Annotated in this window: 12 protein-coding genes; 4 read left to right on the plus strand and 8 right to left on the minus strand. The window is 71.6% G+C overall.

Translation table 11 applies throughout. From position 1 onward, the window contains the following. Positions 1 to 88 precede the first annotated feature (88 nt). From PSU4_RS11130 to PSU4_RS11140, 3 genes are all read left to right on the plus strand, one after another. The gene (locus PSU4_RS11130) at positions 89 to 964 is read left to right on the plus strand and encodes a DUF5753 domain-containing protein (RefSeq protein WP_147106045.1); all 876 of its coding nucleotides are present in this window, start codon (positions 89 to 91) and stop codon (positions 962 to 964) included. A 19-nt stretch (positions 965 to 983) separates the two neighbouring features. Further along, complete coding sequence (locus tag PSU4_RS11135) at positions 984 to 1,202, plus strand: DUF397 domain-containing protein (protein ID WP_147106048.1); 219 nt, start codon at positions 984 to 986, stop codon at positions 1,200 to 1,202. Between the two features lie 151 nt (positions 1,203 to 1,353). Further along, positions 1,354 to 1,554 carry a DUF397 domain-containing protein gene (locus tag PSU4_RS11140; RefSeq protein WP_147106051.1) on the plus strand — a complete coding sequence of 67 codons (201 nt, stop codon included), beginning with the start codon at positions 1,354 to 1,356 and terminating at the stop codon, positions 1,552 to 1,554. 106 nt (positions 1,555 to 1,660) lie between these two features. Here PSU4_RS11140 and dnaE read toward each other — a convergent pair whose 3' ends face one another. The 8 genes from dnaE to PSU4_RS11180 form a co-directional block, all read right to left on the minus strand. Further along, positions 1,661 to 5,215: a DNA polymerase III subunit alpha gene (gene dnaE, locus PSU4_RS11145; protein WP_147106054.1), complete on the minus strand. Its 3,555-nt coding sequence runs from the start codon at positions 5,213 to 5,215 to the stop codon at positions 1,661 to 1,663. Positions 5,216 to 5,446: 231 nt separating this feature from the next. Continuing rightward, complete coding sequence (locus tag PSU4_RS11150) at positions 5,447 to 6,625, minus strand: glycosyltransferase (protein ID WP_147106057.1); 1,179 nt, start codon at positions 6,623 to 6,625, stop codon at positions 5,447 to 5,449. A gap of 41 nt (positions 6,626 to 6,666) precedes the next feature. Further along, the gene (locus PSU4_RS11155; RefSeq protein WP_147106060.1) at positions 6,667 to 7,599 is read right to left on the minus strand and encodes a DMT family protein; all 933 of its coding nucleotides are present in this window, start codon (positions 7,597 to 7,599) and stop codon (positions 6,667 to 6,669) included. Further along, the gene (locus PSU4_RS11160) at positions 7,596 to 8,318 is read right to left on the minus strand and encodes a DUF998 domain-containing protein (protein ID WP_147106063.1); all 723 of its coding nucleotides are present in this window, start codon (positions 8,316 to 8,318) and stop codon (positions 7,596 to 7,598) included. The genes PSU4_RS11155 and PSU4_RS11160 overlap by 4 nt, the downstream gene beginning before the upstream one ends. 96 nt (positions 8,319 to 8,414) lie before the next feature. Next, a complete protein-coding gene (locus tag PSU4_RS11165) occupies positions 8,415 to 9,104 on the minus strand; it encodes a hypothetical protein (protein WP_147106066.1) in 690 nt (229 codons plus the stop codon). Between the two features lie 8 nt (positions 9,105 to 9,112). Beyond that, the gene (locus tag PSU4_RS11170) at positions 9,113 to 10,003 is read right to left on the minus strand and encodes an RluA family pseudouridine synthase (protein ID WP_147106153.1); all 891 of its coding nucleotides are present in this window, start codon (positions 10,001 to 10,003) and stop codon (positions 9,113 to 9,115) included. Between the two features lie 203 nt (positions 10,004 to 10,206). Then, on the minus strand, positions 10,207 to 11,712 hold the full coding sequence (locus PSU4_RS11175; protein WP_147106069.1) for a potassium/proton antiporter: 1,506 nt from the start codon (positions 11,710 to 11,712) through the stop codon (positions 10,207 to 10,209). 78 nt (positions 11,713 to 11,790) lie between these two features. Beyond that, positions 11,791 to 12,963: an acyltransferase family protein gene (locus PSU4_RS11180; protein ID WP_147106072.1), complete on the minus strand. Its 1,173-nt coding sequence runs from the start codon at positions 12,961 to 12,963 to the stop codon at positions 11,791 to 11,793. 71 nt (positions 12,964 to 13,034) lie between these two features. Between PSU4_RS11180 and PSU4_RS11185 the strand changes: the two genes are divergently transcribed. Further along, positions 13,035 to 13,769, plus strand: a complete 735-nt coding sequence (locus PSU4_RS11185; RefSeq protein WP_147106075.1) for a CPBP family intramembrane glutamic endopeptidase — start codon at positions 13,035 to 13,037, stop codon at positions 13,767 to 13,769. Positions 13,770 to 13,796 lie beyond the last annotated feature (27 nt).

The following is a 13,796-nucleotide window of genomic DNA, read 5'->3' on the forward strand; positions in this document are numbered from 1 at the left end:
CTCCGCGCCGACGAGCCGCCCCGCCACCTCCAGCCGGGCGCTTTCGTCGTCGCGTCGGACCACCCATTGCACGACGTAAGGAGCCACGATGCCCGTACAGGTGGAATCGGCACACCGCGGGCCACGAATCTCGCGGTTACTGCTCGGCCTGGAGTTCAGAAGACTGCGCGACGAACGCGGTGAGCAACTTCAGGAGACGGCGAAGCTGCTACTCATATCGTCGTCGAAACTCTCGCGGATAGAAACCGGCCAGGCGGTTCCTCGGCCACGCGACCTCCGCGACCTGATCAAGCATTTCGGAATCGAGGGGACCGAGGCCGCGGCCCGGGTGCGCGCACTCGCCGAAAGCGCCATGGAGCCCGGTTGGTGGACCGAGCTCGGGATCGCCATGCCGTCGCGGCTGGAGACCTTCATCGAGTACGAGAACGCCGCCGCGGAAATCTCCTCGCATGAGCCGATCGTGTTCCCGGGGCTGTTGCAAACAGCGGACTACGCGCGCGCAGTCGTCACCGACCTCACCTCCACCGACGCGATCGATGCCCCACCCATCGACGACCAGGTCGCACTCAGAATGGCGCGCCAAGAGCACGTCTTCGACGCGCCCACGCCCCCCGTCCTACGGACGGCATTCCCCGAATCCGTGCTCGCGCGACCCGTCGGCACGACAGCGGTGATGAACGCGCAGCTGACCCTTCTCGCGGAGCGGTCGGAGGACGAGAACACCCATGTGCACGTGATTCCCAACTCAGCGGGACTCTATCGTGCGATGGAGGGCGGCTTCACCATATTTTCGTTCGCTATCGGCCAGGTTCCGGACGTGGTCAACACTGAATCGGTTCTGACCAATTTCTTCTACACCACCGAGGAGGTGGTGGCGAAGCACAGGGCACTTTTCAACGAGCTCGGTCGAAAATGGCTCGACCGGAAGGAATCAAGAGACATGATCATGTCGTACCGTAGATAGAATACCATGAGGGAAGACCGTGGAAATCGAAGCCGAATTCGCTAAGAGCAGCGCCTGCCACAGCGGATCGTGTGTCGAGGTACGAATTACCGACACGATTGTCAGCGTACGCAACACTGATACCCCGGAACAGCAGGCCGACTTCACCCACGAAGAATGGTCAGCATTCCTGATCGGCGTGAAGAGTGGCGAGTTCGATCTTCGCAGTGCCGACCGGATCCCAGTGCCGACCCCCTGACGATCCGCCTGTTCACGTCGGCATCGACGGCACCCCGATCTGCCGTGACGCCGCAGCGACACCTGGCCGCGCCGGACCGACCGTTCGGCGCGGCCACAGCAGGTAGCATCCCTCCCGGACACGGCGGTCATTCGGCCGCCCGAGGAGGGTCATGCCAGTGCCGCCGCCCGAATTCCGCCGAAGTTCCTATTGCCATACCGGCTCCTGTCTCGAGGTCGCCGAGGACGGGGAACACATCATCATCCGCGACTCGACCAAGGCGGATGCACCGCCTCTCATAGTCACCCGAGCCGAATGGGACGAATTCGTCCGCGGGGTCAAGAACAACGAGTTCGACTTCCCAAGATCCTGATCGACAACGTGAGCTCACCTCACTCGACTTTCTTGATCACGAGCCAGGCCGTCCGAGAGTCGAGCCCCGGGCATCGCGCGCGGCCCGAGGGTTGCCGCACTGCGCGTCAGCCGCCCAGACACCCCGGGCCGAGCAGCGCCTTCAGGTCGCCCATCAACGCCGAGCTGGCGGTGACGCGCAGCGCGTCGTCGAGGCGCAGGACCGTGTTGCGGGTGCCGTTGGTCAGGGTCAGGTGCACGGGCCGGGTGCCGGGGTGGTTGACCAGCACGTCCTTGAGCCGGGACACGATCGGCGGCGTGCAGCGGGTGGCCGCGAGGCTGACCGCCACCGGCGAGGTGTTCTCCTCCCCCACCGCCTGCAGGTCGGGCACCGCGAGATCGTTGGCGATCAGCGACACCCGGTCGTCACGCTTGGACACCCGCGCCTTGACCAGCACGATCGCGTCCTCGGCCACGTCGATCCCGACGACCTGGTAGGCCCGTGGGAAGAACAGTACCTCGATGCCACCGGCCAGGTCCTCGATCTGCGCCGACGCCCAGGGCTCGCCGTTCTTGTTCACCCGCCGGTTGACGCCCGCGAGGATGCCGCCGACGGTGACCTGTGCGCCGTCGGCGACCGTGCCGTCGAGGATGTTCTGGATCGGGGTGTCGGCCTTGGCCGCGAGCACACCCTCGACACCGTGCAGCGGGTGCCCCGACACGTAGAGGCCGAGCATCTCCCGCTCCACGGCGAGACGGTGCTTGGTGTCCCACTCGTCGTCGGGGACCTTGACGTCGAAGATGCCGGCCAGCGCCGGGTCGGCCTCGGTCTCGCCGTCCATGGAGCCGAAGAGGTCGAACTGCCCCATCGAGGCGGCCTTCTTCGTGCTCATCACCGCGTCGATCGCGTCGGCGTGCACGAGGAGCAGACCCTTGCGGGAGTGGCCCAGCGAGTCGAACGCGCCCGCCTTGATCAACGACTCGATGACCTTCTTGTTGCAGACGACCGCGTCGACCTTGCGCAGGAAGTCGGAGAAGTCGGTGAAGGCGCCCTTCTCCTTGCGGGCCGCGACGATCGCGTCGACGACGTTGAACCCGACGTTGCGGATGGCGCCGAGGCCGAAGCGGATGTCGTTGCCGACGGGCGCGAAGTTGCGGACCGACTCGTTGACGTCGGGCGGCAGCACCGTGATGCCCATGCGCCGGCACTCGGCGAGGTAGACGGCGGCCTTGTCCTTGTCGTCGCGGACCGAGGTGAGGACCGCGCCCATGTACTCGGCCGGGTAGTTGGCCTTGAGGAACGCCGTCCAGTACGAGACGACGCCGTAGGCCGCGGAGTGCGCGCGGTTGAACGCGTAGTCGGAGAACGGCAGCAGGATGTCCCACAGCGTCTTGACCGCGGCGGCGGAGTAGCCGTGGTCCTTCATGCCCTGGGCGAAGCCGGCGTACTCCTTGTCGAGGATCTCCTTCTTCTTCTTGCCCATGGCACGACGCAGCAGGTCGGCCTTGCCGAGCGTGTAGCCGGCGAGCTTCTGGGCGATCGCCATGACCTGCTCCTGATACACGATCAGGCCGTAGGTCTCACCCAGGATGTCCTTGAGCGGCTCGGCCAGCTCCGGGTGGATCGGAGTGACCTCTTGGCGCTTGTTCTTGCGGTCGGCGTAGTCGTTGTGGGCGTTGGCGCCCATCGGGCCCGGCCGGTACAGCGCGCCGACGGCGGAGATGTCGTCGAACTCGGTGGGGGCCATGCGGCGCAACAGGTCGCGCATCGGGCCGCCGTCGAGCTGGAACACGCCCAGGGTGTCGCCGCGGGCCAGCAGGTCGTAGGTCTTCTGGTCGTCGAGCTCGACGTCCTCGATGACCAGCTTCGGCTTGCCGTTGAGCTCGATGTTCTCCAGCGCGTCGTCGATGATCGTGAGGTTGCGCAGGCCGAGGAAGTCCATCTTGAGCAGCCCGAGCGTCTCGCAGGCGCCCATGTCGAACTGCGTGATGATCGCGCCGTCGGCCTCACGGCGCTGGATCGGGATGACGTCGAGCAGCGGCTTGCTCGACATGATCACGCCCGCCGCGTGCACGCCCCACTGCCGCTTGAGGCCCTCCAGGCCGCGCGCGGTGTCGATGATCTCGCGGACCTGCGCGTCGGCCTCGTAGAGCGCCCGGACCTCGGTGGCCTCGGAGTAGCGCTTGTGCGCCGGGTCGAAGATGCCCGACAGCGGGATGTCCTTGCCCATGATGGCGGGCGGCATCGCCTTGGTGATCCGGTCGGCCACCGAGTAGCCGGGCTGGCCGAACAGCACACGCGCCGAGTCCTTGATCGCAGCCTTCGCCTTGATCGTAGAGTAGGTGATGATCTGCGCGATGCGGTCCTCGCCGTACTTCTCCGTCGTGTAGCGGATCATCTCGCCGCGCCGACGTTCGTCGAAGTCCATGTCGATGTCGGGCATCGAGATGCGCTCGGGGTTGAGGAAGCGCTCGAAGATCAGCTTGTGCTTGATCGGGTCGAGGTCGGTGATCCCGAGGACGTAGGCGACCAGCGAGCCCGCCGCCGAGCCACGGCCGGGGCCGCAGCGGATGCCGACCTTCTTGGCGTGCTGGATGAGGTCGGCGGTGACGATGAAGTAGCCGGGGAAGCCCATCTGGATGATGACGGACAGCTCGTACTCGGCCTGCTTGCGGTACTGCTCGGTGACACCGCCCGGGAACCGCGCGTGCAGCCCCCGCTCGACCTCCTTGACCAGCCACGACTCCTCCGTCTCCCCCTCGGGGACGGGCGCGTGCGGCATGAGGTCCTGGCCCTCGGTGAACGACACGTCCACGCGCTCGGCGACGAGCAGCGTGTTGTCGCAGGCCTCCGGGTGGATCGGGTCCCACTGGGCGCGCATCTCGGCGGCCGACTTGAGGTAGAAGTCCTGCGCGTCGAACTTGAAGCGGTTGGGGTCGGCGAGGGTCTTGCCCGTCTGCACACACAGGAGCACCTCGTGCGGCTTGGTGTCCTCGGCGTAGGTGTAGTGCAGGTCGTTCGTGGCCAGACCCGGCAGGTCGAGCATCTTCTTCAACCGGAAGAGGTCCTCCTGGACCCGCTTCTCGATCTCGATGCCGTGGTCCATCAACTCGCAGAAGAAGTTGTCCTTGCCGAAGATGTCCCGGTAGTCGCTCGCCGCCTGGCACGCGTCGTCGAACCGGTCCTGCTGGAGCAGGCGCGCGACCTCGCCCGACGGGCAGCCCGTCGTCGCGATGATCCCCTTGCCGTAGGTCTCCAGCAGCTCGCGGTCCATACGCGGCTTGTAGTAGTAGCCCTCGAGGCTGGCCAGCGACGACAACCGGAAGAGGTTGTGCATCCCCTCGGTGTTCTCGGCCAGCAACGTCATGTGGGTGTACATCTCACCCGGGTTGTCGTCGCTGACCGTCTGCCCGCCGAGGGTGGCGCGCTTTCGCTCGTGGCGGCTGCCCGGCGACAGGTAGCCCTCCATGCCGATGATCGGCTTCACACCCGACGCCTTGGCCTTGCGCCAGAACTCGTAGGCGCCGTAGACGTTGCCGTGGTCGGTCATCGCCAGCGCCGGCATGCCCATCTTCGCCGCTTCGGCGAACAGGTCGTCGAGCCGCGCGGCACCGTCGAGCATGGAGAACTCGGTGTGCGTGTGCAGGTGGACGAAGCTGTCGGTACTCGAGGCGGCTGTCATGGGGACCCGTCTGCTCCGTCCTCGCGCCGGGGGGCGCGGTGCCGTCGGGCGCCCTCGGGGCGCGTGCCGTGATCTCCCGCGGGGAGCTCGCGGAGCACCGCCGGGGAGGAGCCCAGATTAGCCCCGGGCACCGACAACTCCGGCCACCCCCGGCGGGCCCGGCGGTATCTCCTGCTGACGGCCCCGCGACGCGTGTCGCGCCACCCGGCCCGGCCCGCGGCAGCGCCCGGCTCAGGCCACCCGCAGCCCCGTCGCGACGCGGCCCGCTACCTCTGTGTAGACGTCCTCGAACCGGTCGAGCGTGGCGTCGAGGGCGTGGCCCGCGACGATCTCGCGGCTCGCCGCGCCCATCCGCGCCCGCGTCGCCGGGTCGGCGAGCAACGCGCCCAGGGCGGCGGACAGCCCGTCGACGTCGCCGGGTGTGTAGAGCCAGCCGTTGCGACCGGGCCGGACCAGGTGCGGCAGTGCCATCGCGTCGGCGGCGACGACGGGCTTGCCCGCCGACATCGCCTCCAGCGTCACCAGGCTCTGCAGCTCGGCGATGCCGGGCATCGCGAACACCGCGCACCGCCGGTACGCGGCCACGAGCGTCTCCTCGTCGACGAAGCCGTGGAAGGTGACCCGGTCGGCGATCCCGAGACGGGCCGCGAGCGCGGTCCAGGCCTCGCGGCGCGACCCGTCCCCCACGATCTCCAACCGGGCGCCGGCCGCGGGCAGCGCGGCGAACGCGCGCAGCAGCTCGTCGACCCGCTTCTCCTCGTCGAGACGCCCCACGAACAGCACGGTCGGCTCCGGCGACTCGGCGCCGCCTGCGTACCGGGCGGAGTCGATGCCGCAGGAGATCGGCAGTGCGCCGTCGATTCCGGCGGCGTCGGCCAGCAGGCCGGCAGCACGCTCGGTCGGCGCGGTGACCACACCCGCGAGCCCGTACACACGGGCCAGGTCGCGCCAGGCCCAGCGGGCGGCGGCCTGCTGCAGTACGTGCGGCACCTTGGCGTGGCCGAACAGGTTCTCCGGCATGAAGTGGTTGGTCGCGACGAGCGGCACCCCGGCCCGTGACGCCGCGACCGCGGTCCCCCGGCCGACGACGAAGTGCGCCTGGACGTGCACGACGTCGGGCTGCAGGTCCTCGACGAGCGCCGCCGTCGCCGGCGAGGCCTGCCACGGGAAGCACACCCGGAAGCTGTCGTGCAGCGGGTAGCGGTGGGAACGGACGCGGTGCACCCGGACCCCGTCGGCACCCGGGTGCGGCACCGCGCGGTGCGCGGTGGCGTCGGGCGACGGGGCGACGACGTGCACGTCGTGACCGCGGCCGGCGAGCCCGCCCGCGAGGCGCTCGGCGAAGCGGGCGGCCCCGTTGACATCGGGTGGGAAGGTGTCGGCGCCGATCAGGATCCGCAGCGGACGCACGGCGGTACCTCGCTCTCTGCTGTGTACGGGTAGGTGTGGGTTCAGGAACGGACGAGCCGGTCGTCGTGGTCGACGGCGCGCGCCTGTTCGCGGCGGCGCAGCGCGTCGGGGTGGTGACGGGCCAGCGCGAGGACGCCGACCGCGGCGACGACCGCGCAGCCGGCCATGGCCAGTGCGGTGGGCAGCCCGGTCGCGGCCCCCTCACCGAGCAGGGCGATGCCCAGCCCGACGGCGACGACGGGGTCGACGACGGTGAGCGTCGCGACGACCAGTTCGGCCGGGCCGGCGGCGAACGCCTGCTGGACCAGCCAGCCACCGGCCAGCAGCGCGACGGCGATCGCGCCGGCCAGGCCCGCGACGTCGAGCACCGCAGCGCCGGCGGCGACGCGTTCAGCGAGCGCCCGCACCAGGGCCGACACCAGCCCGAACGCGGTCGCGCCCCCGGCGGCGCAGGCCAGGCAGCGCACGATCGGCGAGCCCGCCCGGGCGGCGACGGCGGCCAGCCCGAGGACGACGATGCCGACCCCGGCACCCGCGATCGCGAGCATCGTCGGGTCGGCGGCACCGGAGACGGCGCTGCCCGCGGCGAGGGCGACGAACCCGGCGACGCCACCGACGGCCAGCCCCACCGCGGCACCGACGGCAGCGGACGGCCGGGTCCCGGTCGCGCGGGCGGCGAGCAGTACCGCGATCGGGACGGCGAGCACCCCGACGGGCTGGATCACCGACACGGGCGCGACGACGAGCGCGAGCGCGTGCAGGGTCGCGCCGGCACCGGCCAGGCCGAGGCCGAGGAGCCAGCCGGGGCAGCGCAGCAGGGCAGCGAAACCCTCGGCCCCGAGCCGCGCGGCGCCGGTGCTGCGGGCCGACGGTCCGGGAACGACCTCGGCGGCCACGGCGCGGTGCTGCAGGATGCCGCCCACCGCGAAGCACACCGCCGCGACGACCGCGGCGACGACGGCGAGCGCGGTCACCGGGCCACCTCCGCGGCGGCAGGCGCCGCGTCGACTTGCGCCCCTACGGGCGACGTGACGACCTGCGACGGAACGGGCGCCACGACGGCGCGGCGCACGGCGTGCGCGGTCACCGGCAGCAGGACGATCACCAGCCCGTACAGAACACGCTCCACCAACCCGAGCAGGGGAGATCCGGGTGAACCCAGCACGACGATCGGGACATGACTGAGCAGGAAGGCCGCGTCCAGGCCGGCGGTGGCGACGGTCAGCCGGACCAGCAGCACCGGACGTGCCCCCCTGGCGACGAGCCCGCGGGCCACCACCATCGCGATGACCGGGGCCAGGCCCAGCACGAGTGCGCCGCCCCACCGGTGCACGATCGCGGAGATGTCGGCGGGTGCGCCGCCGACGTTCGTCGGGAACGCGGCGACCAGGCCGAGCCCGATCACCCACACCGCGGTCAGCGCGGCGAGGACGGGTGCGCCCGGCAGCCGGGTCCGCCACGCCGCGACGGCGACGAACAGTCCCGCCGCGGCCAGCGCGGCCGACGACACCGCCAGCAGCGCGTACCCCTCCGGCACCGCGACGTAGTCGCTGACGGTGTGCGCCAACGGATCCACCAGGCCGGCGCCGAGTGCGTGCAGCACCAGCACGGGCAGGACGGCGACGACCGCCGCGGCCGTCACCCCGGCCGTGAGCGCTCCCGGACCTGCCTTCTCGTCCCCCCGGTTCCCCATGCCGGCGACGTTTCCAGCGCGGCGCCCACTACGACATCCGGGCGACCACCGAGTCCGGCTCCGGAAAACCCCCCACACCGACTGGGGGGTGGCCGGTCAGCCGGTCGGGGCCGGGGGGACCACGCCGTCGTCGGGCAGGGGGTCGACGCGGTCGGTCTGTTCGGGCAGCAGCGGGGCCAGCGCGAGGTCGGTGAGCACCGCACCGGCCGGGGCCGCCTGCACCCCACGGACGCCGGCGCGGGCGGTGATCGTCTCGAGCCCGGCCCGGTCGGTCCGGACGACGACGGCCACCACGCAGGCACAGTCGGCGTTGCCGAGGGCGGCCTGCTCGGCGGCGGCGACCGCGCCGGGGCGCCCCGTCCGGCGCGACGCGTCGGCCTGCGCGGCGAGCTGCGCCCGCTGCCGGGACACGTCGACGGCCGTCCCCACCGCGACGCCGGCGTCGAGGGTCTCGAAGCGCAGCGCCGTCTGGACCCGCGGGATGGGGACCCGCCACACGACCTGCAGGATCGCGGCGTCACCCGCGAGCGCGACGGCCTGGTCGCCGGTGACCGCGGTGTGGAGCTGGACGAGCGCGGGCACGGCGACACCGGGTTCGGGCAGCGTCGCGGGCAGCGAGGCGAGGTAGTCGGCGACGGCGGCGCCCGGGTCCGGCCCGAGCCGCACCGAGCCCGTCACCGAGGGCGGCGGCCCGCCCGACCCCGGGCGGCTCCCCGCGTACCAGGCGACCCCGAGCAGCACGACGAGGCACACCCCGAACAGGGCGAGCCGACGCCGACCGGTCACCTCGACCCTCAGTCCTGCAACAGTTCCAGCGCCCGCGACAGGTCGGCCGGGTAGGGGCTCGTGAAGTCGACGCGACGGCCGTCGGCGGGGTGGGCGAAGCCGAGCTCGTGGGCGTGCAGCCACTGCCGGTCCAGGCGCACCCGCTTGGCGAGCGTCGGGTCGGCGCCGTAGGTCACGTCGCCCACGCAGGGGTGGCGCATCGCGGAGAAGTGCACCCGGATCTGGTGGGTGCGGCCGGTCTCGAGCCGGATGTCGAGCAGCGACGCCGCGCGGAACGCCTCGATCGTGTCGTAGTGGGTGACGCTGGGCCGCCCGCCCTCGACGACGGCGAACCGCCAGTCGTGGCGCGGGTGACGGTCGATGGGGGCGTCGATGGTGCCGCGGCTCGGGTCGGGGTGGCCCTGCACGACGGCGTGGTAGCGCTTGTCGACGGTGCGTTCCTTGAAGGCGCGCTTGAGCTCCGAGTACGCCGACTCCGACTTGGCGACGACCATGACCCCGGTCGTACCGGCGTCGAGCCGGTGCACGATGCCCTGCCGCTCGGCGGCACCCGACGTCGCGACCTGGACGCCGAGCGCGGTCAGCCCACCCACGACCGTCGGGCCCGTCCAGCCCGGGCTGGGGTGCGCGGCGACGCCGACGGGCTTGTCGACGACGACGATGTCGTCGTCCTCGTAGAGGATCCCGAGCCCCGCGACGACCTCGACGGGGCCGCTGATGGCTTCCGAGGCGTCGCGTTCGGGATCGGGCAGCTCGATCTCGAGCCAGCCGCCCGCGACGAGCCGGTCGGACTTGCCGGCGACGGCGCCGTCGACGGCGACGCGGCCGTCCTCGGCGAGCGTCGCGACGACGGTGCGCGAGAGCCCGAGCAGGCGGGCGAGCCCGGCGTCGACACGCATGCCGTCGAGGCCGTCGGGAACCGGGAGGCTGCGCAGCTCACCCACGGGCGGCGACCTGGTCGGGGGTGTTCACCCGGCCATTATCTCCGGGCCACCAGGGAGCCCTGTCGCCCGCCTGCCCGCACCCGCCGGGCCCGGACCGCCGGATCGCGACCGCCAGACGGGTCGTGAGTGGCGATAGTCGCTATAGCGACTATCGCCACTCACAGGGCACGCGGCTCGTCGGTGCCGGACTCGCGGGTGATCGCGAGCCAGCGGGCGAACCGGCCGCCCCTGTCGACGGCCCGGATCCGGTCCTCGGTGGCCCGCCGCGCCTCGGCCGTGGTGACGACGAGCAGCTGGTCGTGCTCGCGCAGCCGCGTCTCCAGGTCGGGTGTGAACGCCTTCCCGTCGCGGACGACGAGGCTGACCGTCGCCCCTTTCGGCAGCCGCAGCTCCCGCAGGTAGACCCCGCGCAGCTTCGACCCGACGGGCACGTGTACCTGCAGCAGGTCGGCGCCGAGCTCGTCGAGCGGCGCGGCGTCGACCTCGACCTCGGTCATCTCGGTCGCCTCCGCGACCCGGAGCCTCGCCGCCACCCACGGCAGGGTCGTGCCCTGCAGCAGCGTCAGCACGACGACGAGCACGAACACGACGTCGACCAGCTGCGACCCGGTCGGAGCGCCCTCGACGAGGGTGATCAGGGCCAGCACGATGGGGACGGCACCGCGCAGCCCCGACCACGACAGGAACGCCTGTTCCCGCCAGGGGACCCGGAACGGCAGTGCCGCGGCGACGACCGACAGCGGCCGCGCGAGGACGAGCAGGACGGCGCCGGAGATCAGCGCCGGGATGACGGCGTCGCTGAGCCGCAGCGGCGACACGTAGAGCCCGAGCAGCACGAACAGGCCGATCTGGGCCAGCCAGCCGGTGCCCTCGGCGAACGACAGCACGCCGCCGCGGTGGGGCAGCCGTGAGTTGCCGAGCACGAGTGCGCAGACGTACGTCGCGAGCAGGCCCGACGCGTGCGCGAACTGCCCGCCCGCGAAGGCGAGGACGCAGACCGACATCGTCGCGAGCGGGTAGAGGCCCGTCGACGGCAGCGCGGCACGGCGCAGCGCCCACGCCCCGGCGAGGCCGAGGGCCGCGCCGATGACCCCGCCGGCGGCCAGCTCGTAGACGACGATCGCCGGGGTCCACCAGTGGAACGGGTCGCCCGAGGCGAGCAGCACGACGGCGAGGACGACGGGGGCGTCGTTGAAGCCGGACTCCAGCTCCAGCGCACCGGCGAGACGCCGCGAGACGCCGACGTTGCGCAGCACGCTGAAGACCGCAGCCGCGTCGGTGGAGGACAGCACCGCACCCCACAGGAACGCGACCCGCCAGTCCAGGCCCAGGATCAGGTGCAGACAGACACCGACGACGCCGATGCTCACCACGACCGACACCGTCGACAGCGCGATGCCCACCCCGAGCGAGGGGCGCACCACGTCCCACCGGGTGGTCAGCCCACCTTCGACGAGGATCAGCACGAGCGCGGCGATGCCGAGGTTCTCGGTGAGCAACGCGTCGGAGAACTGCAGGCCGAGGACCGACTCGCCGAGGACGACCCCGATCCCCAGGTAGAGCAGCAACGAGGGGAGCCCGAGGCGCACGGACACGCGAACCGCCAGTACTCCGATCAGGACCACCGCGGCGACGACGCCGAGCAGCACCTCCAGACCCGCCATGCGCACCCTCCGGCGATCACTCTATTCGGCGCCGGATTCGTCCTTTCCGGCGACCGATCCGGTGCGGGCGACGAGGTTTCAGGCGGCGGCGACGCCGGGTGAGGCGGGCGTCGGTCGGCGGTGGCCGAAGCGGCCGAACAGCCAGATCACCGGCAGCGTGCAGGCCAGTGACACCGCGATGTAGAGCGGGCGTTGCAGCCACCATGCGAGGTCGGGGACCTGTTTCTCGCCGATCTCGCCGCTCCAGGCGTAGATGAGCCCGCGCCCGATGGCCATGCCGGTGGTGTGGAACAGGAACACGGGCATGGCGAAGCGGTTGACGATCTCGACGATGCGCCGCGGCCGTGGCCGGTCGAGCCAGCGTTCGACGGTCGGGCGGCTCATCTCGGCCACCCCGATCTGGAAGACGAGCAGCGCGACGATGCACAGCGTGGGCGGCGCCATGTTCGACGTCTCCCCCGGCACCCCGACCATCGAGCCCGGGTAGAGCCCCGAGAACACGAGCCCCACGAGCCCGAACAGCCCGGCCCACATCAGGGCGGCGTCGAACTGGCGCGGTGCGCGCACGACCTGCTCGTAGGAGAACCCGGCCTGGAACGCCAGCCCCCACACGAAGACCATGTTGACGTAGGCGAGCTCGTCCATGCCGGCGCGGAACCGCAGGATGTCGACGACGACCACGAGCCCCGCGAACCACACCAGCGGCACCGCGCCGAAGTGGGTGCGCAGCCACAGCCACAACGGCATCAGCGCGATCAGCCCGAGGTAGACGGCGATGAACCACAGAGGGCTGATCACCAGCAGCACGGCCCGGCCGACCCAGGCGATGTCGAACACCGCGCCGAACGCCGCACCCAGCCCGATCCACACGACGGCCAGCACCAGCGCCGGGATCGACAGCCGGCGGATGTTGCGCCACACGAAGCGGCCGAGATGCTCGCCACGTTCCCGGGCCCGTTCCCACGCCTTGAGGTGGACGTAGCCGCCGACGTAGAAGAACAGCGGCAGCACCTGGAACAGCCAGGTGAGCGCCCACAGCCCCGTCGTGAAGCCGAGCGGGCTCGTCGCGCCGGGACCGGTCGGGCCCCACACGAGAATCGTGAACGCCCAGTGCCACAGCACGACCACGAGGATCGAGAAGGCGCGCAGGAAGTCGACGTAGCGGTCGCGGGCCACCGGGGCACCCGCCGTTGCGCGCGCGCGTTCCTGCCCCTGGCCGGCGGTTGCGCCGGCCGGGTCGACGTCGGTCATCGTGGAAGTCCCCCCGTGCGCGCTCGGGTACCGTCGACTCCGATGGCCCCCACCACGGCGGGACGGTCGTGATGGCGACGGCCCTGCGGACACCCCCGGAGCGCACCCGCCTCGCCGGGCGCACGCTGCGGCGACGGCTGGGCCTGTTCTCGGTGATCGCGATCCTGGCAGCGTCGAACGTCGTCAGCAACCGGCTGTGGCCCGAGGCCTACATCCCGTGGAACGTCGCTGTCGCGGTGCTGCTCGTGGCGGTGGCCCGCGGGTGCGGCGTGACCTGGGCGGATCTCGGGCTGTCGCGGGAGAAGCTGCGCCGCGGGCTCGGGATCGGTGCGGTCGCGCTCGCCGGCGTCGCCGCGTTGTACCTGATCGGGCTCGCGATCCCGGCCACCCGCGAGGCGTTCGACGACTCCCGCGCCGCCGGGACGCTCGGCGCCGCGCTGTTCGCCGCGCTCGTGCGGATCCCGCTCGGGACGGCGCTGCTGGAGGAGACCGCGTTCCGCGGGGTGCTGCCCGCGCTGGTCGGCGGGTCGTGGTGGCGCCGGACGCTGGTGTCGTCGGGGCTGTTCGGGCTCTGGCACGTGCTGCCCTCGATGGGGATGGCCAGTGCCAACGCGGCGGTCGCGTCGTCGGTGGGCGGGTGGGGCACGGTCGCGACGTCGGCGCTCGCGGTGGTCGCGACGTGCGCCGCGGGTGTGCTGCTGTGCGTGTGGCGACGCTGGGGCGGTCACCTCGTGACGCCCTTCCTCGCGCACGTCGCCACCAACTCCCTGGGCGTGCTGATCGCCTGGTGGGTCGTCACACACTGACCCTGTGAGTGGCAATAGTCGCTATCG

This window comes from Pseudonocardia sulfidoxydans NBRC 16205 (assembly GCF_007989085.1).
Classification (GTDB): domain Bacteria; phylum Actinomycetota; class Actinomycetes; order Mycobacteriales; family Pseudonocardiaceae; genus Pseudonocardia; species Pseudonocardia sulfidoxydans.